The following is a 21708-nucleotide window of genomic DNA, read 5'->3' as shown; positions in this document are numbered from 1 at the left end:
GGGCCTTGAGCAGTACGGCGGACGCCGTACCGGCGATGAGCCTCCGCACGTCAGACGACCTTGAGTGTGAAGGCGGTGCCGGTGCTGAACTCGACCGGCAGACCGTTGACCTTCACCGCGGGTGTCGCGATGCGGTACTTCTGGGTCGTCCCACGGCCGGCAGCGCGGATCGCCAGGTCGGCCTTGCCCTTGCTGTCCAACTGGACGGCGCGCACGTAGCGCCACGTCTTGCCGTCCCACTTCTGCAGCGCGGCCTTGAGCGGAAGCGCGGGCGCAACGGTGACCGTCCGATGGACCGTCACGCCCACGCGCGCCGTCTCGGCCGCGTAGCTGGTGCCGATGGCGGCGTACTTCCGCACGTAACGCGCCGCGGTCGAGGCCGGCGGCGTGACCAGGATGTCGTCTCCGAGGTATCGCGCGGCCGCAGGGACCCACAGCCGGTACTCCTGACCGCCCGCACTGCCGCCGGAGACGGAGAAGAGCCGACCGTCGGACGGACCGCCGTTCTCGGCGACCTTCTTCCAGGGGCCGGCACTGTTCGGACGAGCGTGGACCTCAACGTCGAACGTAGTGTTCTTCAAGATCTCGGGATAGCGGACCGTCAGCTTGGTGTCGAGGTAGAACGGGATCCAGCGCGCTGGTGCGGAAGGCACCGCGGTGACGTCGACGGCTCCCACGCGAACGGTCTGATACTCACTGGCCGGGGCCTGTCCCCACTCGCTGCCGGTGGAGAGTTTGATCGTCAGCGGACCCCGGCGAACCGGGACGTCGGCCGTCGACACACCACCGCGGACGACGAACTCTGTCTGCTGACCCGCGGCCGGACCGGTCACGACTGCCTTGGCCCAGGTACCGCTGGGCTGGTCGAGGGGGTCGTTCGGAGTGTCGTCGACGAAGGCATCCCGCTCCCACCAGATGCGTACCGAGGTCGTGGACAGCGCCTCGGCCTTGTTGATCACCAACTTGGGCACACGATGGGCGTCGAACAACGGGCTGTGGGCCGGCTCGCTGTACGTCTGATCTGCCCCCACCGACCGCACTGAGATACGAACGTGGTTCCCGGACTCGAAGGAGCTTGGGTTCAGGAAGACCTCATTGGACGCGCCGGCCGTCGTCTCGGCCACGGGGTACCCGGTATCCGGGTAGACCTCCAGGACCCTGTTGGCCTCGCCGTTGTCCTTCCAGGTCACGCGGACCTGGCCGTTATCGGCCCAGGAGACCTGTACGTCGGTCGGTGCGTCCGGGGCCGCGGCCCAGGCGGTACCGGACAGGCCGGTCGTCAGGAGTGCGACGGCAGCGGTCGTCGCTAGTGCTTTGCGCATGGGATCCCCAGGTGTGAACGCCTGGTGGTCACCCCTGCCGCCAGTGCGTGCTTGCAAAATAGCGCACGCACTGGCGGATGGTGCAAGTCGAAGCGGTTGCAGCTTCGTGCAATCTCAGCGCACGGTGAGTGTGAAGGCGGAGCTGCTGGTGGCGCTGACGGTGAGTCCGTTGACGAATACCGCGGGCACGGTGACGCGGTAGCGCGAGGTGGTGCCGCGTCCGACGGCCTTGATCAGGACGAGCGCCGAACCCTTGGTGAGTTGGATCTTCACGCCGTTCAGCCACTTCTTGCCGTCCCAGCGCTGCAGAGTGGCTTGCACCGTCGCGGCGGGCTGGATCTTCACCGAGAGCTTGACCGTCGTGCCGACCTGGTCCGTCGTCGGCGTGAAGCCGGCGGCGGTGAACTTGACCAGGGTGGTCGACGACTTGACCGACGTGGAGGTGGCCGGGGTCAGGGCGATGACGTTGCTGCTGACAACCTTTCGGGCCGGGACCAGGAGCCGGTACTCACGGTTGCCGAGTGAGGCGATGCCGGTGTCGAAGGCGGTTGTGGTGTTACCGGCGTACCGGCCGTAGGTCTTCCAGGCGTCGGTGGTCTTGGCGCGGGCCTGGAGTTCGACGGGGATGCCGCTGGCGCGCTCTTCGCGGCCTTCGCTGGTGAACAGGTCGAGCGTGCTCTTGATGCCGAGCCGCGAGCTGTAGACGGCGCTGGCGGGGACGCTGATGCCGGCGCCCATCGTGCCGAGCCGTACGAGCTTGGTGTCGGGGGTCTCGCCCCACTCGTTGCGGGCTACCAGTCGGATGGCAGCGGGGCGTGGCTGCGGGGGCAGCACGGCAGACGTCTGGCCGGAAGCGATGGGGAAGCTGTCCCGCGCTCCGTTGGGGAGGGTCGCCTGGGCCTCGAAGGTGACATCGACGGGGAGGTCCATCGGGTCGCCCGGTGTCGGATCCGCCGTACTGGGGGTCGTCCAGGACAAGTTGATGTTCAGCTTGTCGGTCAGCTGGGCGTCCCGCAGGCCTGGTACCGACGGGCGCCGGGTGTCGAACCAGGCGGTCGGAGCCGAGTGGTCGAAGTCGTCACCGTTGGAGACGAGCAGCCGGACCCGATCCCCCTCGGCGAGTGTCGGCGGCAGGATCACCCGGTTGAGTTGTTGAGTGTCTGTCCCGGCGAGCCACTCGAACCGGTGCGGAGTCTCGTACTCGACCCGGATGATGTTGGCCTCACCCTGGTCGCCCCAGGTGAGCTGGATCGTTCGATCGGTCGTCCAGCTGATGGTGGCATCGGTCGGTGCGTCCGTGGTCGCGGCCCAGGCCGGGGTCTGGAGGCCGGCGGTAAGGGCGGCGACGGCGGTCGCCGCGAGGACGATCTTGCGCATGGGGAACCTTTCAAAAGCACACACCGCCACGGCAGGTGCGGTGGCGGTGTGTGGGGAGGGCTTGATCAGCGAACGGTCTGGTTGTAGCCGGGGCTCGTGTTGGCGTTGACGGTCAGGCCGTTGACGACGACCGTCGGGACGACGACGCGGAGCCGGATGGTGCCGAGCTCGGAGTCAGGGTCGCTGCGGTAGTAGTACGAACCCTTGGTGATCTGGAGCTGGCCGTCGCTGTACCAGGTGTTGGTGTTCCAGTTCCAGTACTGCCAGGTGCCCCTGACGGTCACGGCCGGCAGGACCTTCAGCGAGAAGGTCCAGCGGGCACCGGGCCGGGTGACCGTCGGGCTGAAGCCGCCGCTGACGATCTTGACCAGGGTCTTGGAGGACTTGACGCCCGTCGAGGCCGCCGGAGTCAGAAAAATGATGTTGCTGCTGACAACCTTCCGGGCCGGGACCCACAGCCGGTACTGGCGGTTGCCGAGCGAGGCGATGCCGGTGTCGAAGGCGGCGGTGGTGTTCCCGGAGTAGCGGCCCCAGGTCTTCCAGGCGTCGGTGGACTTGGCGCGGGCCTGGAGCTCGACCGGGATACCGCTTGCGCGCTCCACGATGTTCCCAGTGCTGTGGATGAACAGCCAGCTCTTGATGGCGAGCCGGTTCGAGTACAGCGCCGATGCGGGAACCGTCATCCCGGAAGTGAGCGTGCCGAGCTTCACCGTCTTGGCGCCCTTGGCCTTGCCCCAGGGGCTGGTCGAGCTCAAGGTGAGCGTGGTCGGCCGCGGCTGCGGCGCGACGGTGGCCGACGTCGTACCGGCGTCGTAGGTGCCGACGCTCTCCGTGTTGCCGTCGGGCCGGACGGCGGTGACCTCGATGCCCTCGTGGGCCGGGCCGTCCAGCGGGTCGTTCGGCGTGGCGTCGGCGGTGGCGGCCTGCGTCCACTTCAGCGCGGTCGAGAGGTTCGCCGTCAGGTTCGCGTCCTGCAGCACCGGCGCGGCCGGGATGAAGGTGTCGAACTCCGGCGACGGCGCCGGGTCGCTCAGGCCGTCGGCAGTGGAGGACTTGACGATCAGCTTCGCCTTGTCCAGGTTCTTCGGGAAGACGGTGACCGGGAACAGGTACTCGTTGGCCGCGGTGGAGACGATGTCCACCAGCTTGACCTCGGCACCGCCGGGCTGCTGCCAGTAAAGGGAATTGGCCAGATCCGTGTCGACCCAGGTCACCTTGACGGTGCTGCTGTCGGCCCACGCGATGGTGACGTCGGTCGGTGCGTCGGGAGCGGCGGCCCAGGCGGGTGCCTGCAGGCCGGCGGTCAGGAGGGCGGCCGCAGCCGCGGTCAGAGCAGTCTTTCGCATGTGGAACCCCAGGTGAGAGCGCCTGGCGATCACCCCTGCCGCCAGTGCGTGCAGGAAAAGTAGCGCACGCACTGGCGGATCATGCAAGGTTTATTCGTTGCAGCTTCGTGCAATTGGTGCCCAGGACAACCTGTTACTTGACCGTCAGGTTGTAAGCAGGGCTCGTGTTGGCGTTGACGGTCAGACCGTTGACGACGAGTGTCGGGACGACGAAGCGGAGCCGGACGGTGTAGGGCTCGGTCTCGACGTCACCGCGGAGGAAGAATGCGCCCTTGGTGAGCGGCACGTCTCCGATGTTCTCCCAGCTGCGGCCGTTCCAGCCCTGCAGCAGCGCCTTGACCGTGACGGCCGGCGAGATCTTCAGCGAGAGGTTCGACCGGCCACCGACGCGGACGGCCGACGGGCTGAAGCCGCCGCTGACGAACTTGACGTACGTCGTGGAGGACTTGGCCGAGGTGGAGGTGGCCGGGGTCAGCGCGATGACGTTGGTGCTGACCACCTTGCGGCCCGGGACCCAGAGGCGGTACTGACGGTTGCCCAGGGACGCGATACCGGTGTCGAACACGGCGGTCGTGTTACCGGCGTACCGGCCGTAGGTCTTCCAGGCGTCAGTGCTCTTGGCGCGGGCCTGAAGCTCGACGGGGATGCCGCTGGCGCGCTCTTCGCGGCCTTCGCTGGTGAACAGGTCGATGGTGCTCTTGATACCGAGCCGGTCCGAGTAGATCCCCTTGGACGGCACGGTGATGCCGGCGCCGAGGGTACCGAGCCGCACGCTCTTGGTGGCGCTGATCGCGCCCCACTCGTTGCTCGCGATCAGCTGGATCGAGGCCGGGCGCGCCTGGGCCGGGATCGTTGCCGACGTCGTGCTCTTGTCGAGCACGTAGCTGTTGGTGGCGGTGCCGGGCAGATCGACGAAGGCCTTGAGCGTCTCGCCGGTTTCGGGCAGATCCAGCGGGTCGCCCGGGTTCGGGTCCGTGACGGTGGGCTGGGACCACTTGAGCTGGGTCGTCAGGTTCGTTGCCAGGTTGGCGTCCTGCAGCACCGGCTGCCCCGGGCGCAGGGTGTCGAACTCCGGAGTGGCCGCGCCTTCGCTCAGCTCGCTACCGGTGACGGACTTGACGACGAACCGGGCCCGGTCGGTGACGCCGATGGTCGTCGCCAGCAGTGCCTCGTTCGGAGCGGTCGACGGCACCGTCGCGAGCAGCGTGACCAGGGACGTGCCCGGGTACTCGACGTAGACGTTGTTGGCCTCGCCGGCGTCCTGCCAGGTCAGCTGGAGCTTGCCGCTGGACCAGGAGACGGCCAGATCGGTCGGTGCGGCGGGGGCCGCGGCCCAGGCAGGTGCCTGCAGGCCGGCGGTCAGGAGGGCAGCACTCACTGCCGTTACTGCGATTTTGCGCATGTGTGTATTTCCCAGGGGAGAGCGCCTGACGATCACCCCTGCCGCCAGTACGCACAGGAAAAGTAGCGCACGTACTGGCGGATCAGCGAAGCCAACGGCTTGCAGCTTCGTGCAATCAGCGCACGGTGAGCGTGAAGGCACCGCTCGTGGTGGGGCTCAGGGTCAGGCCGTTGACGGTGACCGCGGGCAGGTTGATGCGGAACTTGAAGGTGCCGCGGTCGGTGCCGGCGCTGCCGTGGACGACCAGGGATCCCTTGGTGAACTGGACTGCGAAGACGTTGCCCCACGTCTTGCCGTCCCAGCCCTGCAGCACACCCTTCACGGTGGAGGCGGGCTGGATCTTCGCGGTCAGGTCCGAGTTGGCGCCGGGCTTGGCGGTTGCCGGCGTGAAGCCGTTGCTGACGAACTTGATCAGCGTCTTCGAGGACTTGGCCGAGGTGGAGGTGGCGGGGGTCAGGGCGATGGTGTTCGCGCTGACCGCCTTGCGGGCCGGGACCCACAGCCGGTACTGACGGTTGCCGAGTGAGGCGATACCGGTGTCGAACACGGCCGTCGTGTTACCGGCGTACCGGCCGTAGGTCTTCCAGGGCGCGGTTGCCGTGGCGCGGGCCTGGAGCTCGACCGGGATACCGCTGGCGCGCTCTTCACGGCCCTCGCTGGTGAACAGGTCCAGCGTGCTCTTGATACCGAGCCGCGAGGAGTAGACCGCGCTGGCCGGAACCGTGACTCCGGCGCCGAGCGTGCCGAGGCGCACGACCTTGGTGTCCAGCGCGCTCGCGCCCCACTCGTTGACGGTGTTCAGCCGGATCGCTGCGGGACGGGCCTGAGCCGGGATCGTGCCCGACGTCGCACCGGTGGCGAAGGTGTAGGTGCTGGTCGCGGTGCCGGGCAGGTCCACGGTGGCCTTGACCGTTCCGTTGCCGTCGACGTCGAGTGGGTCGTTGGGCGTCGAGTCCGTGGCTGCGGCCAGCGTCCAGCTCAACGAGGTGGTCAGGTTCGCAGCCAGGTTCGCGTCTTTCAGAGCCGGTACGGCGGGGCGGTGGGTGTCGAACCAGTCCGACACGGCGCCGTCGCTCAGTTCGCTGCCGACCTCGCTCTTGACGATGATGCGGGTCTTGTCGGATTCCTTGAGCCCGAACGTCTTCAGCAACGCCTCGTTCGGTCCGGTCTCCGGTAGCGACATCGCGATGAAAGGCGCTTCGCCGTCCTTCTCGATGTAGACGATGCTGCGGGCATTGTCGTCGTTCCAGGTGACGCGGACGTCTTCGCCGGCCCAGCTGATGGCGAGGTCGGTCGGTGCGTCCGGGGCCGCCGCGAAGGCGGGGGTCTGGAGACCGACGGAGAGGGCAGCGACAGCCGTCGCCGCGAGGGCAAATTTACGCATGTGAACCCCAGGTGAGAGCGCCTGACGATCACCCCTGCCGCCAGTACGTGACTCAGAAGGTAACAGTTCTACGGTGTAGACCGGAAAACTCGTTGTGCCGCACAACCGCTCAGCTGGAGAAGTCCTCCGGGGCGACGCCGTCCAGGAACTGGCGGAAGCGCTCCAGCTCGGCCTGCTCCTCCTCCGGCGTGGCCACACCGGCCTCGACGAGGACCTGCTCCGTGCAGCGGATGGGGGTGTTCAGGCGCACCGCGAGCGCCACCGAGTCGCTCGGTCGTGCCGACACCCGGGCACCGTTGTCCAGCAGTAGCTCGGCGTAGAAGACCGCGTCGCGGAGCTCGACGATCTCGACCGCCTCCAGGTGCACGCCCCAGGCCTCGATCAGGTCCCGCATCAGGTCGTGGGTGAGCGGCCGGGACGGGCGCAGGCCCTGTTCCTCGTACGCGATCGCGGTCGCCTCGACCGAACCGATCGAGATCGGCAGGTAGCGGTAGCCCTCGGTCTCGCGCAGCATCATCACCGGGGCCCGGTTGGGCGATTCCATCCGGATCCCGATCAGTGTCAGTTCTCGCATCATCGTCATGGTGCGACCTCTCCTCAGACCGGTACCCGGTGGGGCGCCGGTTCCTCGGTAGGAACATACCCGTCGCTTCCAGTGTCCCCCGGACACCCCTGCGGCTGTGCCTGGATCGACACCGAGCCGTGTCTCCGGTGTTGCGAGACGCTAGGGAGCGCGGAACCGCTCGTGCAGCAGCCGGCCATCGGTCAGCCGGTGGGCGACCAGGAAGGCGCCAGGGGCAAACTTGCCTGCCTTGAGCCCCAGTTCGCGCTGGAGTGCGGGCAGCACCGGCCGGTGCGAGCACACTGCGGTCACCCGGCCCGGCTTCCAGGCCCGCTCACGCAGACCACGCAGGCCGTGCGGATCGGCGTCGTACCCACGCTCTGAGATCTCTGGCCAGAGGTGCATGTGCCGTTCGATCGCACTGGCATACGGGAGCAGTGTGGACGTGCAGCGCTCAGCGTCACTGCTCATCAGCCGGTCGGCACCAAGAGCAGCCAGTACGTCGCTCAGCCGCGTGGCGACCGCCGTACCGGTGGAGGTGAGTGGGCGGAGGGTGTCTTTGCCGTCCCAGTCCTTGCGCTTCACTGCCTCCGCGTGGCGCACCAGCACCAGCGTGGACTCGACATGCGCCAAGCCGTGCAGCGTGTCCACGATGTCCACGTCGCGGGGGTAGCTGAGACGCGCACGGGCCTTGTCTACCGGCAGCCACTCGATCTGATCGACCTCGTCGCTCGGCTGGAAGGCACCGTCCGCAGTCGGTACGGCGGACCAGTAGTGCACCAGCTTCTCCGTCACGCTGCCGTTCTTGCGGATCGGATAGCGCTGCACACCGAGTGGCGGGCCGAGAAGAACCTGTACGCCGGTCTCCTCCTCGATCTCCCGCCGAGCCGCCAGCAGCACGTGCTCGTGCTGCGTGAGCTTGCCCTTCGGCAGGGACCAGTCGTCGTACCGGGGGCGGTGCACGAGCAGCACCTCGCGGGTGCCGCGGCGCTCACGCCAGACGACACCACCCGCGGCGATGACCGTCGCCGGGGTGCTCATCCACGTCCTCGCTTCGCTCCGGGCGCGTATGAGACACGACATACGCTGTGCTCGATGATGAGCTCGCTGCGCTCGCTCATGTCTTCAACCTAAGTGATCGGGTCGGCAGTTCTGCGGCGGCCACGGGTGGCGATCAGTCTTTCCTGCAGGTCACGCAGCGGCTCGCCCTCCGGCGTGGTCAGTCGGGCCTCCCAGGTGTTGTCCGGCTGCAGCCACCAGGACTGCGTGCCCTCGTCGAGCGCCATGTCGAACATCTCACCGATCTCGGACAGGTGATCCGGCTCCTTCAGCTGCACGAGCACCTCGACCCGGCGGTCCAGGTTGCGGTGCATCAGGTCGGCCGATCCGATCCAGGCCTCGGGTTCGCCGCCGTTCTCGAACCAGAACACCCGGCTGTGCTCGAGGAACCGGCCCAGGATGCTGCGGACCCGGATGTTGTCCGAGAGCCCCTCGATGCCGGGCCGGATGGTGCAGATGCCACGGATCCACAGCTCGACCGGTACGCCGGCCTGTGACGCCCGGTAGAGCGCGTCACACAGCGCCTCGTCGACCAGGCTGTTCACCTTGATCCGGACCCGTGCCGGACGACCGGCCAGGTGATGCTGGATCTCGCGGTTGATGCGCTCGAGCAGACCACGCCGTACCGACTGGGGGGCGACGAGGATCCGCCGGTACCCGGCGTTGCGGGCGAAACCGGAGAGGTGGTTGAACAGGTGGGCGACGTCCTCGGTGACCACCTTGTCGCTGGTGAGCAGACCGAGGTCCTCGTAGAGCCGGGCCGTCTTGGGGTGGTAGTTGCCGGTGCCGATGTGGACGTAGCGACGCAGGCCGTCCGGCTCGTCCCGGACCACCATGGAGAGCTTGGAATGCGTCTTGAGCCCGATCACGCCGTACACGACGTGGCAGCCGGCGTGCTCGAGCTGACGGGCCCACTTGATGTTCGCGGTCTCGTCGAAACGGGCCTGGATCTCCACCAGCACCAGAACCTGCTTGCCGGCCTCGGCCGCGTCGATCAGGGCATCGACGATGGGGGAGTCACCGGAGGTGCGGTACAGCGTCTGCTTGATCGCCAGCACATGCGGATCGGCGGCCGCCTGCTCGATGAAGCGCTGCACGCTGGTCGAGAAGGAGTCGTACGGGTGGTGGACCAGGACGTCGCGCTGCTTGAGCGCATAGAACATGTCCGCCGGGTTGGACGTCTCCACCTCCGCCAGGTGCGGGTGGGTGGACGGGACGAACGCCGGGTACTTCAGCTCGGCGCGGTCCAGACCGGCGATCGTGAACAGGCCACGCAGATCCAGCGGACCGGGCAGCTCGAACACCTCGGCCTCTTTGACGCCCAGCTCCGACAGCAACAGCGCCTTCACCTGCGGGTCGATCGACTCCTCGACCTCGAGCCGGACCGGCGGGCCGAACCGGCGACGCAGCAGCTCCTTCTCGAGCGCCGCCAGCAGGTTCTCCGCGTCGTCCTCCTCGACCTCGAGGTCCTCGTTGCGGGTCACCCGGAAGGTGTGGTGCTGGATGACCTCCATGCCGGGGAACAACTGGTCCAGGTGGACCGCGATCACGTCCTCCAGCGGGACGAAGCGGCCCTCGGCCACCTGCACGAACCGCGGCAGCAGTGGCGGCACCTTCACTCGCGCGAAGTGCTCACCACCGGAGTCGGGGTTGCGGACCACGACGGCCAGGTTGAGGCTCAGGCCGGAGATGTAGGGGAACGGGTGCGACGGGTCGACGGCCAGCGGAGTCAGCACCGGGAAGACGCGGTCCCGGAAAAACCGGGTCATCTCCTCGCGCTCGCTGTGCTCCAGATCGACCCAACGCAGAATGTCGATGCCCTGCTCGGTCAGCGCCGGCTGGACCACCTTGCGCCAGGTGTCGGCCTGCCGATCCATCAGCTCACGGCTCCGGGACAGACTGCGGTCGAGCACCTCGCGGGGGAGTAGCCCACTGGCCGCCTTCACCGCGACCCCGGCCGCGATCCGGCGCTTCAGACCGGCCACCCGGACCATGTAGAACTCGTCCAGGTTGCTGGCGAAGATGGCCAGGAACTTGGCCCGCTCGAGCAACGGGACGGTGTCGTTCTCGGCCAGCTCCAGCACCCGCTGGTTGAACGCCAGCCAGCTCAGCTCACGATCCGAGAAGCGATCCGCCGGGAGATCACCGGCCGCCGCGATGTCGTACGGCGGTTCGACGTCGTACTCGCGATTATGGGACGCCAGCAAATCTCCAGCCACGTCGACCAGCATCCCATCCTTTGGTGAACACGAGGTGGCGGAGGGCATGTCGACGCGTCCTTCGATCTTGTTGCTAGCGTCACTCCTTGTGAACCCTCGACTGGACGCCTTGCTCCGCAGCACCGTGTCCGCCGTACAGGCGAACGCGCTGACCCCGATCTACGCGCTGCCCACCGCCGTCCGGCGGCGCCTGGCCGGCGCTCCGCTGCAGATCGACGGGAACACCCTGGACCCCGAGATCCAGCTGCTGGTGCGCGTGAACGGGTTGTTGCCCGACACAACGAAATCGGACGCGACCAAGGCCCGGGCGTCGTTCCGGAGCGTGAACAAGCTGATCGCTGGTCACCCACGGGAGCTACTGCGTGTGACCGAACTCACCGTCCGCGGCGCCGATGGTCAGCTTGGTGCGCGGCTCTACGTTCCCCGCAACGCCGGGCGTGGTCTGCTGGTCTTCTTGCACGGCGGCGGTTGGGTCGTCGGTGACCTTGATACTCACGACTCGCTGTGCCGCGTCATTGCCGACGACGCCGGTATCCGCGTGCTGTCAGTCGACTACCGACTGGCTCCGGAGGCTCCGGCACCGACTGCCGCTGAGGATGCGATCGCAGCCTTCACCTGGGCTGTCGAGCACGCCGAGGACTTGGGCGTCGACCCTGCTCTGGTGGCGGTGGGTGGCGACAGCGCGGGTGGGAACCTGGCAGCTGTGGTGGCGCAGCAGTCCGTTGCTCGCGACTTCGCGCGGCCGGCACTGCAGGTGCTCCTGTACCCCGCCGTCGACCTGGTCGGCCGCCGCCCCAGCCGAGACCTCTTCGGCGAGAACCTCCTCCTCACCGAGGAAGACATCCTCTGGTACCGCGACCACTACACCCCCGACCCCCTGCTGCGCCCCGACCCCGTCGTCTCGCCCCTCCTCGCCAAAGACCTCACCGGCCTCCCGCCCACCCTCATCACCACCTCCGGCTTCGACCCCCTCCGAGACGAAGGCGTCGAGTACGCCGAGGCCCTCAAATCCGCCGGCGTAGAAGTAACCCACCTGGCCCACAACACCCTCCCCCACGGCCACTACAACCTGGTAACCCTCCCCGGAGCCACCGCCGCCGCCCTAACCGCCCTAACCACCCACCTCCGAACCGCCCTTCACTAACTCCGCCCCCGCTGACCGCCGTACCAGCCACGGCAATTTGACCGGATATCCCCGCAAACGCACCCTGCGCCGGGCTCCCGCACCATGGACGGATATCCGTCCAGGTTGATCCTTCTTCGTCTTTTGGGTTCTTGTTGGGTTTGTGTGGGGTGGTTCGCGCGTTGTCGGTCCGGCGGGCACTGCGCTGCTGGACATCGATTTCCGGCAGCAATCTCCTTCCACTCGCCGTCGGACCGTTGGTTTTCACGGCGACTGAACCCAGCGTGTTGACCGGGGGCGGAGGATGCGGAGGGAGGGTGTGGGGTGGCGGAGGCGGACCGCCAGCACCGTCTAACTTTGCGCGGCTGGGATGGTTCACGCTCAGCGTCACCTGGCCGAGTAGCCGCGTGGGAGGTTGGACGGTGGTGCAGGTCCGGTACCGGGGGCATCGGATACAGCCTGGGTGCGCACTCTCCGCGGGGGCTCTGAACAAGCTATGCCTTGTTCACGGCCCCCGTTCCTGTCCACACCCCCAAGCAGGTCACCGATGGCCGGGACAGCGCCTAGCCAATCCACCAGCACGCCGGGCGACTGACCCACCACACGGGCAAGAGACCGGTACGCCGCAACGCGCGGTCGTTAGCGCGGCGGATCAACCAAGACCGGCACCGCCTCACGCACCTGCAACGGCGTCCCCGGTCCGGTAATCGGGACTTCGCCGATGTACTGGGGGTCGAGGTCGGCGACCTGGAAACTCGCGCCGTAGTTGACGGTGACCGACAAACTCAGGTCACCGCGCTTCATGTACTTGTGCGTGATCTCCTTCGAGGGGAACGGCTTTCCCGGCGATTCCGTGGTCGTGCTCGTCCCATCCCCGAAGTGCCACGTGAAGCTCAGCGGCACCGCCGTCACGATCACCGGAAAGCCACGGACCACCACCGGGACCGTCGTCTCGCCGTTGTCGTCGGTGTAGACGATCGTGTCCTGATTGACGAGCGTCCGGTCCTTCGGCTGCACATGAACCGTCAGCTTCGGAAACACCACATCCTTCGACTCCGCCAGTACCTCCTCCCACGTCACATCCTCCGGCCGCGGCTGTACGACGGGCGGCGGTGTCGGCGGTCGTCCCGGCTGCCGGGGCGGGATCGGACCCGTCGGCTGACAACGAGTCGGCCCAGGAACCGTCCCATCCGGTCCCATCCGCCCACAAAGTCCAATATTCAGCCGAAAAGGAAGGCGAACGGGGTTGGCGCCTGTGGGAGCCTTCGGGATGTGCTTCCTCGGCTTGTGAGGCTTCTCCACTGTGGTCCGCGGGGGTTGCGCCGGCCGCCTGGTGGTCCGGCGGGTCTGGGTCGTGCCGGTAATCGTTGCTCCCCAAGCGGCCCCTCTGCCTTTGACATGCGGCTTCGGCTTACCCCGGCTGAGCTGCAGCGCCTGTCCGGTCTCCCAGTCAGCCGACGCGTCGGCTGAGCCGGCTGCCCCGACGATCACCATCGCCGCCAGCGAGGTGAGCAAGCTTGCCCGGAGCAGATTGCGGATCATTCTTTGATCTGCATCTCGTACATCACCCAGTTTCCGTCGCGCGCCGACAGGGTGAACTCCAGCGAGCCGGTGCCCGGGTCATGTGCGACGGGCGCGGCGCTCGGCGAGGTCCGTTCTTCGAAGACCCCACTCTTGAGCGCGGCCGAACCGCCGACCTTTCCGTCGGTTCCCCGGAAGATCTCCTTGACGCTCGTGAGGCGATCTTTGTAGTCGCCGGTCAGTCCGCCGTTCTTCGCGTTGACCTTGCGGACGTACTCCGCGAACCCTTTGCATCCGAGACAGCCTTTGTCGCTTTCGGCCAGGAGCGCGTCGGGGTCACCGGTCTCGTACGCGTAGTTCATGAGCCCCACGTAGAAACCTATGAAGGCTTCTCCCGCCGAGAGGCTGGAGCCGCCTGCAGTCTGCGGTCGCGTCGGTTGTGCGCCGGGGCTGCCTGGAGGTGCGGTAGCCCCTGGCGTCGAGGCAGAATCTGTCGGCGTCGCCGATGACGCCGGTGGGGCTGTGTTGGGGCGGCCGGCTTCTGGGCTGCCGGGGCCGCAGGCGGTTAGGGCCAGGGTGGCGGCGCAGGCGGTCAGGGCGGGCAGGGGCCAGTTGCGGGGTGTCACCGGGTTCACCTCTCCGTAGTCGGTTTGATCGTAGACGGAGTGGGGGTGGCGGGGTGATGTCAGTTGGTGCAGTTGTGGATAAGGCCAGGAGCCGTCCGGCTGGGGGGTTAGAGGCGCGGACGGCTCCTGGTTGGTGGTGGGACGGGTGGGGGTTGGGGATTATGACGCGGAGTGAGGGGATGAATTCGGTGTGGCGTCGGTCACGGGGGTGTATTGGACGTGTTGGGCGGCGGTGGTGAAGCCGAGGGTTTCGTAGAGGTGGCGGGCTGGGGTGTTGGTGCCGTCGACGTAGAGGGTGATGGTGTCGAGGGCGCGGGTGGTCTGGAGGTGGATGAGGCCTTGGAGGGTGAGGGCTTTGCCGAGGCCGGCGCCTTGGTGGGTGGGGGAGACGCCGACGACGTAGACCTCGCCGACGCCGTCCTCGACCTTGGTCCAGTGGTAGCCGGCGAGGTTGCCGTCGGCATCTATGGCGAGGAAGAAGCCGGCCGGGTCGAACCAGGGCTGGTGGAGGCGGTCGGTGAGGTCGGACTGGGTCCAGGAGCCTTGTTCGGGGTGGGTGGCGAAGGCTTCGCTGTTGACCTTGAGCCAGGCGGCGTCGTCCTGGCCGGGGACGAAGGGGCGGACGGTGATGCCGTCGGGCCAGACCGGGTCGGGGAGGTCGGCGCGGGTACGGCGGAGGAAGAAGAGTTCGCGGGATACCTCGAGCCCGAGGCGGGCGGCGAGTTCGTCGGCGCCGGGGAGACGGCCGTGGGCCCAGACGGCGAGGCGATGTCCGGCGTGGTCGAGCAGCATCCGGAGGAGCGCCGTACCGGTGCCTTGGCGGCGGGCGGCGGGGGTGACGACGAGTTCGGCGGAGCCTTCGGGGGAGAGGGCGGCGTAGCCGATCAGGTTGCGGGTGGTGGGGTCGATGGTGCCGAGATGTCCGTCGTAGGCGAGGACGTGCAGGTCGCCGGGGTGTTCGCCGTCGAGGTGCAGGAGGGTGCGCTCGTCGAGCGGGTTCACGCCGTCGCTCTGTGCGGCCGCGTGAGCGAGCTCTGTGACGGCGGAGGCGGTAGCCGGGGGCAACGGTGAGGGAACTGCTTCGAGGGTCACGGGAATACCGTAAAAGGTCCGGCTGAGTTCATGCTCGAGTCCTTGGAAGGCCAACTACTCCTCAGGTAATTTCTCGGGACTGCGCGGCAAATCCCGCGGTGCTCGCTACAACGACGGAGTTGACACAGCATGGCCTTGACAGGACGAGAGATGAAGTGGCTGAACCGACGCCGGGCCCTCGGCCTGGTCACCGTCGGCGCGGTTGCGGTGCTCGGCTTGGCCACGGGGGGAACCGTGACCCAGGCACACCCGGCACGACCGAAGCCGACGCACACCCAGATCCAGCTGCTCGCCATCAACGACTTCCACGGCAACCTGGAGGCGCCGACCGGCTCGAGCGGCAACATCAACGGGGTTCCGGCCGGTGGGGCGGCCTTCCTCGCCACGCACCTGAAGGACCTGCGGCTCGAGGCCGAGGCGAAGGGCCAGGACTCCGTCACGGTCGCCGCGGGTGACCTGATCGGGGCGTCGCCGTTGCTGTCGGCCGCGTTCCACGACGAGCCGACCGTCGAAGCGATGAACGAGATGGGGCTGGACGCCACCTCGGTCGGCAACCACGAGTTCGACGAGGGCTGGCGCGAGCTGCTCCGGATGCAGAACGGCGGCTGCCTGAAGGACGGCGACGGGCAGAACAACCAGAACTCCTGCCCGGACAAGAAGCACCCGTTCCAGGGCGCCGACTTCAAGTACCTGTCGGCCAACGTGTTCTACGAGAACACCAAGAAGACGCTGTTCAAGCCGTACACGATCAAGACCTTCGACGACGGCCGCAAGGTCGGCTTCATCGGGATGACGCTGGAGAACACCCCGAACATCGTCACCAAGTCCGGGGTCGAGGGGCTGACCTTCAAGGACGAGGTCGAGACCGCGAACGCGCTGGTCCCGGAGCTGAAGAAGAAGGGGGTGGAGTCGATCGTTGTGCTGCTGCACGAGGGTGGCTTCCCGGCCGACCCGAAGGCGTACGACAGCTGCCCGGGGATCTCCGGCCCGATCGTCGACATCAACAAGGGTCTCGACCCGGAGATCGACGCGATCATCTCGGGACACACGCACCAGGGCTACAACTGCAGCCTGCCGGACAGCGCCGGTCAGCCGCGGCTCGTCACCAGCGCCTCGTCGTTCGGCCGGTTGATCACCGAGGTCCGGCTGAGCATCGACAACGCGACCGGTGACGTCGACCGGCTGAACACACTGGCCAACAACGAGATCGTCACCCGTGACGTCCCGGCCGACCGCCGGATCACCGACCTGGTCAGCAAGTACCAGACGCTGGTGGCGCCGATCTCGAACAAGGTCATCGGCCACATCACCGGTACGGCGGTGTCGCGGACCCCGGACGACTCGCTGGAGTCCCCGCTGGGCAACCTGATCGCGGACGGTCAGCTGGCCGACCCGTCGGTGGTGTCGGGCGGCAAGGCGCCGGTGGCGGCGTTCATGAACCCGGGCGGGATCCGGGCCGACCTCGCGTCGAACGCCGGTGAGGTCACCTTCGGGCAGGCCTTCACCGTGCAGCCGTTCAACAACTTCCTGGTCTCGATGGACATGACCGGGGCGCAGATCAAGGCGCTGCTCGAGCAGCAGTTCTCCGGGGTGAACGGTCCGGAGGCCGGGAAGTTCAAGGTGCTCCAGGTCGCGGGCATCACCTACACCTGGAACCCGGCCGCCGCCGCGGGGTCGAAGATCGTGGCCGGCTCGGTGAAGATCGGCGGACAGCCGCTGGTGGACGCGACGTCGTACCGGATCGTCACGAACAACTTCCTGTCCGACGGTGGTGACGGGTTCCCGGCGTTCACGACCGCGACGAACAAGGTCTTCGGCGGGCTCGACATCGATGCCTTCGCCAACTACCTGACCGCGCACGACCCGTACACGCCGGGCGCGACCGACCGCATCTCGATCGGCTCCTGACCTGGGACCTGTGGGTGCGTCCCCTCAGCGGGGCGCACTCACAGGAAGAACTTGAGCAGCACGAAGGCCAGCGCGCACGCGGTGGTGATCGCGGACAGGCTGCCGAAGCCGCGCCGGACGGCAGCACCGAAGACGGCCAGCGTGAGCGGGACCAGCATCACCAGGAGCGTGACGCCGGCCGCGTGGACGCCGACGTGGGCCCGGCTGCTGAGCACCAGACCGAGGACGATCGCGAAGGTGAGGCCGAGCCAGGTGGACCGGCGGATCGGTCCGTCAGCTGTGCGGTGACCGCGGTGCGAAGCGCGGGTCGCGCGGCGATGCGAGGTCGGAGCAACGTGCGCCATCGAGGATCGGTGACCTTCCGTGGAACGACGGAATACGCAAGGTAGCAGGATCCTTGACAGTCGTAAAAGACCGTCGCCTCACCAGTCACACAGCACATCTGGTGTCACAGCACCGGTCTAGATCGGCTGGTGACTCCAGCCCCCGCTCAGCCCCCGGCGAAGGGCGGCAGGGCGTCGACCTGAGCGCCCGCGGGCAGCAGCGTGGCAGCCGTGGCGCGCTCACCGTTCAGCAGGAAGGTGCACAGCGAGAGGACCCGGGCCAGTTCGGGGCGATCGGCCGACACGGTGGTGATCAGATCGCCGAGCGAGGCAGCCTGCGCGGTCGCGGTGGACGCACCGGCAGCGCTGCGGGCGGCGGCGAAATACCTGATGGTGACTTCCGGCATCTGGAGGCGACCTCACTAATCGGTTAAGTCTTCCGCTATTATGTCAGCTTGCTGTTGCTATCCAGTGTCTCGGGCCCCCGGCAATGACGCCGCTGGGGCCTGATGTGCACTATGACCGGCACAGGGGGACAACGTGAGCACGTTGCTTCTGCTGACGAACGCACTGCAGGCCTCCACCGAGGTGCTGCCGTCGCTCGCGTTGTTACCGCACCAGATCCGTATCCTGCCCGCTGAGGTCGCCGCCCTGGTGGACGCCCCCGACGCGGACGCCGTCCTGCTGGACGCCCGCCGGGACCTGGTCGCCGTCCGCAGTGTCTCTCGTCTGATCCGTACGACGGGCATCGACGTACCGCTGATCCTCGTCGTCACCGAGGGTGGCCTGACCGCGGTCAACGCGGACTGGGGCGCCGACGACGTGCTGCTCGACACGGCCGGCCCGGCCGAGATCGAGGCCCGGCTGCGACTGGTGATCGGCCGGCTGGCCGCGACCCGCAACGAGGACCCGGACACCAGCCTGATCCGTACCGGTGACGTGGTGATCGACGAGGCCTCTTACACCGCGAAGCTCAACGGGCGCGCGCTCGACCTGACCTACAAGGAGTTCGAGCTGTTCAAGTTCCTGGCGCAGCACCCCGGGCGGGTGTTCACCCGGGAGCAGCTCCTCCAGGAGGTCTGGGGCTACGACTACTTCGGCGGCACCCGGACGGTGGACGTCCACGTCCGGCGGCTGCGGGCCAAGCTCGGCCCGGAGCACGAGCAGCTGATCGGTACCGTCCGCAACGTCGGCTACCGCTTCGTGGTCCCGCCGACCACCACCCAGCGCGAAACGGCCGAAGCCCCCGCCTGAGCACGAGCTACGCCCCTATGGGCAGGTAGATTCAGCGCGTGGCGATGGAGTCGGGGTCGTTGCTCACCACGGTGGGCCGCGCGGGGGTTTTGTTCGGCAAGGCGTGGCCGAGACTGTTGGCGGTCTTTCTGATCGCCCAGCTCGCGCACCGCGGCCTGCAGTGGGTGGCGGTTCAAGCGGGCGCCAAGGCCGAAGCGGCCGGTCTCGCTGTGCTGGCGCTGATCGTCGTGGTCTCACTGGCCATGTACGTCGGGATGTTCCTGGTGCTGCGCGGTGAACTGCCGTTCCACCGCCGGGCCGTTGCCGAGGGCATGCTTGCCCCCGACGGCGTCGAGCCGGGGAAGGAGAGCCGCCCGGTCGACGCACTGGCCGCTGCGCTGCTGCCGTTCCTGGCGTTCTATGCGGCGTACAAGTTTCTGCAGTCCGAGGCGCTCGACTACGAGTACAAGCTGGCCGTGCACCAGGCCAACGACACCCTCGGCAAGGTGCTCGGTGGCGGTACCGTCGCCGAGCCGTCGCAAGGCCTGCAGTCGTTGTCGACCTGGCTGTTCATCGGCCTCGGCGTCGTGGCCTACCTGCTGCGCTTCGTGTTCAAGAAGTGGAAGCGGGAGAAGGAAGGCCCGGTCCGCAAGCTGTTCATCACCTACCTCGAGGCGCTCTGGATCTTCGTCGTCGCCTACCAGGCCACGTCGTACGTTCCCTCGCCGAAGCAGTGGCTGAAGGAGCGGCAGATCTGGCAGTGGGGGCACGACGCCTACATCTGGGTGCTCGACCACGCGCTGGGTGTGAACCAGGTCCGCGAGATCTGGGACGCCGTCACCGGGTTCATCGCGGCCGGTGTCGGTGACCTGTGGAGCGCCGCGGTGCTACCGCTGATGTGGATCACGATGACCGCGGTCATCTACGGTCGCGCCGTTCACAAGGCACACAAGGAACCGCGCTGGCGTTTCGACCGGCTGACGAACCGCTGGCAGCAGACGCCGCGCTTCGTGCAGGCGGCCGGCAACTCCGTCGTCGCGGACTGGAAGGACCGCTGGACGCCGGTGGTGAACGCGTTCCGGCTGGTGATCCGTTCCGGCGTACGCCCGATGCTCGGCTACTTCCTGGCCTGGGCGGTCGTCACGTTCGCGGCCAGCGGCGTGTGGATCGCGCTGAAGCTGTGGGTGCTCGGCCCGCACACGCTGCCGTTCTGGCTGGTGATCGACGAGCCGCTCAGCCTGCTGACCGACGCCCTGAAGATCATGCTGCAGGTGAGCCTGCTCGCGGCCGCGTACGACCGGATGATCGGCGGACTGGCCGGCTACCTCGACCGCGGCACACACGCCGTCGTCGAGCAGGCCGACAGCGAGCAGGGCGGCGTCGCCGACCTGACCGCCGCTACCTCGGGAATTCCAGATACTCAGGGAGTTTCGTAGCCCACGTCATCGTGGGCACCACGCTCGCCGCGACCGACTTCGGTACGACGAAGATCGCGACCGTCTCGTACGGCTTTCCCGCGACCGGCTTCACGTAGTACGGCGCGAGCGGGCCTCGCCAGCTCTCCGGCTTGTCGTCGTACCCACCGGAGCAGTTGTTGGGCCGGTCCTGGTAGTCGTCCGCGATGATGTCCTCATCCCAGATCCGGCCGTCCGGAGCGCGCAGATGCGGCCGGCAGCCACCGAGACCCGGCTCGTCCAGGACTTTCGGGTCGTCGATCTTGAGCCGGAAATGCACGCGGATCCGGGTCGTGTCCGGCGGCAGCGGGTCAGCCGCTCCGGCCCGCTTGGGCTCAGGGTTCTCCTCGACACTGGCGGCGTACCAGACCGCTCCCTCGTACGGCGTTCCACCGTCCGCGACGACGACCGCGTGACGCGGCTCCGCGTCGTACCAGGACTTGTAGTCCGACCGGGTCGTCCACCAGCCGGCCAGCGGCACGGTGAGGACCAGGGATGCGAGGGCGGCGACGTTCTTGCTGAACCAGCCCCGGCGGGCCCGGCGGGCGCTGCTCATGAGTCGCTCGCCTTCGTGAAGGTGACGACCGGGCTCACGTCCGGGGACTTCACGTCGAGCGGGATGTTCACCTCGGGCTCGAGGTCGTTCATGATCGACTTCTCCATCACCTGCAAGGTTGCTCCCGGCAACTTGTCGGCCGGCATCTCGACCACGAACGCGCCGTGCGCCGGGATCCCCGGCGCGAACTGGAACCCGGTCAGGTCGACCCGGTCCAGGTCGCTGCGGTTCGCGCCGAGATAGGTGATCCCGTCGGAGCTGCGGATCTGCACCCGGTTCAGGTGGATCGGCTCCTGGGTCGCCGTGACGGTGGCGTCCACGACGACGAAGCTGGTCGGGGTCTTGCGGTCCGGCGCGCTGTTCGGGATCTTCAGCGTCTTGCCCACCCGGACCGCGTCAACGGTGAGCTTGAACCGGCCGGCGTCCACCGCGCGACCGACGATGCCGTTCACCGGCGTCGGGTCCTGGATGTCCTTCTGGGTCGGGGTCAGCCGGTAGAGGCCGATGATCGCGACCAGGACGGCGACAGTCAGGACGCCGTTGAGGAACTGGCGGCCGGTCACTTCGTGTTGTCCTTGACCTTGATCGTGCCCTCGGCGGCGATTGCGTCCGGCAACCATTTCTCGTGGTGGTCGAGGATCGACTCGTCGGAGTGCTCGTAGCCCTGCACGGTGACCTTGACCGAGGTCGGCAGCTGGGAGAGCTTCGGCAGCTTCCAGACGAAGGCCACCTGCTGCTCGGTGTCCGGGGTGAGCACCGGGTTCATCGTCTCGTCGTCGATGGTGGTGGTCCCCATCGGCGCCTCGGTCTCCTTGATGCCCGGTACGCCGACCAGCCGGAACAGGTCCGACGGCGGCGTCGTACCGATGTGGTCGGTGACCTTGAGCCGGGCCACGATCGCGATCAGCGCGCCACCCGGCTCCGGCTGGAACAGCGGCTTCAGGTCCTTGACCGTCACCACCCGGTCGACGGTCACCGCGAACTGGCCGGCGTCCACCGCCGTCCCCGCGGTCAGCGGCGGAACCTCGGCCGAAGCCTTGTTCAGACCGCCGAAAGCGGCCGAGACCGCCAGCAGTACGGCGGCCGCACCGATCACCCATGTCTTCACCGAACGCCCGCGCACCCTGAGGTTCGCCAGCTCCGGAAGCTCTTCGGGCTCTTCCTGCTCCGCCCGCCCCGTCTCCTGCACGGGAAAAGGGTA

20 protein-coding genes are annotated in these 21708 nt (G+C 67.7%); 4 read left to right on the top strand and 16 right to left on the bottom strand.

The genetic code is table 11. From position 1 onward, the window contains the following. Positions 1-50: 50 nt before the first annotated feature. The 8 genes from ACIA49_RS40395 to ACIA49_RS40360 form a co-directional block, all read right to left on the bottom strand. The gene (locus ACIA49_RS40395; RefSeq protein ID WP_396383656.1) at positions 51-1322 is read right to left on the bottom strand and encodes a hypothetical protein; all 1272 of its coding nucleotides are present in this window, start codon (positions 1320-1322) and stop codon (positions 51-53) included. A 114-nt stretch (positions 1323-1436) separates the two neighbouring features. Further along, positions 1437-2699, bottom strand: coding sequence for a hypothetical protein (locus ACIA49_RS40390; protein WP_396383655.1), 1263 nt, complete (start codon positions 2697-2699; stop codon positions 1437-1439). A 65-nt stretch (positions 2700-2764) separates the two neighbouring features. Further along, a complete protein-coding gene (locus ACIA49_RS40385; protein WP_396383654.1) occupies positions 2765-4045 on the bottom strand; it encodes a hypothetical protein in 1281 nt (426 codons plus the stop codon). A 133-nt stretch (positions 4046-4178) separates the two neighbouring features. Then, a complete protein-coding gene (locus tag ACIA49_RS40380; RefSeq protein ID WP_396383653.1) occupies positions 4179-5423 on the bottom strand; it encodes a hypothetical protein in 1245 nt (414 codons plus the stop codon). A gap of 139 nt (positions 5424-5562) precedes the next feature. Further along, on the bottom strand, positions 5563-6831 hold the full coding sequence (locus tag ACIA49_RS40375) for a hypothetical protein (RefSeq protein WP_396383652.1): 1269 nt from the start codon (positions 6829-6831) through the stop codon (positions 5563-5565). Between the two features lie 109 nt (positions 6832-6940). Continuing rightward, positions 6941-7405 (bottom strand): bifunctional nuclease family protein, encoded by a 465-nt coding sequence (locus ACIA49_RS40370; RefSeq protein WP_396383651.1) that lies wholly within the window; start codon positions 7403-7405, stop codon positions 6941-6943. 150 nt (positions 7406-7555) lie between these two features. Beyond that, positions 7556-8434 (bottom strand): NUDIX domain-containing protein, encoded by an 879-nt coding sequence (locus ACIA49_RS40365; protein WP_396383650.1) that lies wholly within the window; start codon positions 8432-8434, stop codon positions 7556-7558. Positions 8435-8523: 89 nt separating this feature from the next. Then, entirely contained in the window at positions 8524-10683 is a 2160-nt protein-coding gene (locus tag ACIA49_RS40360; RefSeq protein WP_396383649.1) for an RNA degradosome polyphosphate kinase, read from the bottom strand. A gap of 76 nt (positions 10684-10759) precedes the next feature. Between ACIA49_RS40360 and ACIA49_RS40355 the strand changes: the two genes are divergently transcribed. Beyond that, a complete protein-coding gene (locus ACIA49_RS40355) occupies positions 10760-11815 on the top strand; it encodes an alpha/beta hydrolase (RefSeq protein WP_396383648.1) in 1056 nt (351 codons plus the stop codon). Positions 11816-12433: 618 nt separating this feature from the next. Here ACIA49_RS40355 and ACIA49_RS40350 read toward each other — a convergent pair. The 3 genes from ACIA49_RS40350 to mshD all read right to left on the bottom strand — a co-directional run bounded on the left by ACIA49_RS40350 (position 12434) and on the right by mshD (position 15033). Then, positions 12434-12874 (bottom strand): PKD domain-containing protein, encoded by a 441-nt coding sequence (locus tag ACIA49_RS40350; protein ID WP_396383647.1) that lies wholly within the window; start codon positions 12872-12874, stop codon positions 12434-12436. A 458-nt stretch (positions 12875-13332) separates the two neighbouring features. Continuing rightward, the gene (locus ACIA49_RS40345) at positions 13333-13941 is read right to left on the bottom strand and encodes a DUF6318 family protein (RefSeq protein WP_396383646.1); all 609 of its coding nucleotides are present in this window, start codon (positions 13939-13941) and stop codon (positions 13333-13335) included. Between the two features lie 159 nt (positions 13942-14100). Further along, positions 14101-15033: a mycothiol synthase gene (gene mshD / locus ACIA49_RS40340; protein WP_396383645.1), complete on the bottom strand. Its 933-nt coding sequence runs from the start codon at positions 15031-15033 to the stop codon at positions 14101-14103. 150 nt (positions 15034-15183) lie between these two features. Between mshD and ACIA49_RS40335 the strand changes: the two genes are divergently transcribed. Continuing rightward, a complete protein-coding gene (locus ACIA49_RS40335; RefSeq protein WP_396383644.1) occupies positions 15184-16941 on the top strand; it encodes a bifunctional metallophosphatase/5'-nucleotidase in 1758 nt (585 codons plus the stop codon). 38 nt (positions 16942-16979) lie between these two features. On the opposite strand, the gene ACIA49_RS40330 is transcribed toward ACIA49_RS40335, so the two are convergent. Both ACIA49_RS40330 and ACIA49_RS40325 read right to left on the bottom strand, forming a co-directional pair. Further along, positions 16980-17285: a hypothetical protein gene (locus tag ACIA49_RS40330; protein ID WP_396383643.1), complete on the bottom strand. Its 306-nt coding sequence runs from the start codon at positions 17283-17285 to the stop codon at positions 16980-16982. Between the two features lie 146 nt (positions 17286-17431). Next, complete coding sequence (locus tag ACIA49_RS40325) at positions 17432-17671, bottom strand: MoaD/ThiS family protein (protein ID WP_396383642.1); 240 nt, start codon at positions 17669-17671, stop codon at positions 17432-17434. Positions 17672-17804: 133 nt separating this feature from the next. Here ACIA49_RS40325 and ACIA49_RS40320 point away from each other — a divergent pair, with 133 nt between their 5' ends. Beyond that, complete coding sequence (locus ACIA49_RS40320) at positions 17805-18518, top strand: winged helix-turn-helix domain-containing protein (RefSeq protein WP_396383641.1); 714 nt, start codon at positions 17805-17807, stop codon at positions 18516-18518. 44 nt (positions 18519-18562) lie between these two features. Further along, positions 18563-19933, top strand: coding sequence for a hypothetical protein (locus ACIA49_RS40315; protein WP_396383717.1), 1371 nt, complete (start codon positions 18563-18565; stop codon positions 19931-19933). Here the strand turns inward: ACIA49_RS40315 and ACIA49_RS40310 are convergent. Genes ACIA49_RS40310 through ACIA49_RS40300 form a run of 3 tightly spaced genes read right to left on the bottom strand, consistent with a single transcriptional unit; the run spans position 19896 to position 21696 of the window. Beyond that, the gene (locus ACIA49_RS40310; RefSeq protein ID WP_396383640.1) at positions 19896-20507 is read right to left on the bottom strand and encodes a hypothetical protein; all 612 of its coding nucleotides are present in this window, start codon (positions 20505-20507) and stop codon (positions 19896-19898) included. The two genes, ACIA49_RS40315 and ACIA49_RS40310, sit on opposite strands and share 38 nt — an antisense overlap. After that, a complete protein-coding gene (locus ACIA49_RS40305) occupies positions 20504-21070 on the bottom strand; it encodes a hypothetical protein (protein WP_396383639.1) in 567 nt (188 codons plus the stop codon). The genes ACIA49_RS40310 and ACIA49_RS40305 overlap by 4 nt, the downstream gene beginning before the upstream one ends. Next, positions 21067-21696 (bottom strand): hypothetical protein, encoded by a 630-nt coding sequence (locus tag ACIA49_RS40300; protein ID WP_396383638.1) that lies wholly within the window; start codon positions 21694-21696, stop codon positions 21067-21069. The genes ACIA49_RS40305 and ACIA49_RS40300 overlap by 4 nt, the downstream gene beginning before the upstream one ends. Positions 21697-21708: the final 12 nt, after the last annotated feature.

The sequence above is a fragment of the Kribbella sp. NPDC051587 genome (assembly GCF_044453945.1).
Taxonomy (GTDB): Bacteria; Actinomycetota; Actinomycetes; order Propionibacteriales; family Kribbellaceae; genus Kribbella.
The sequence above is the reverse complement of the archived record's forward strand: the minus strand, read 5'-3'. Positions and strand labels throughout refer to the sequence as shown.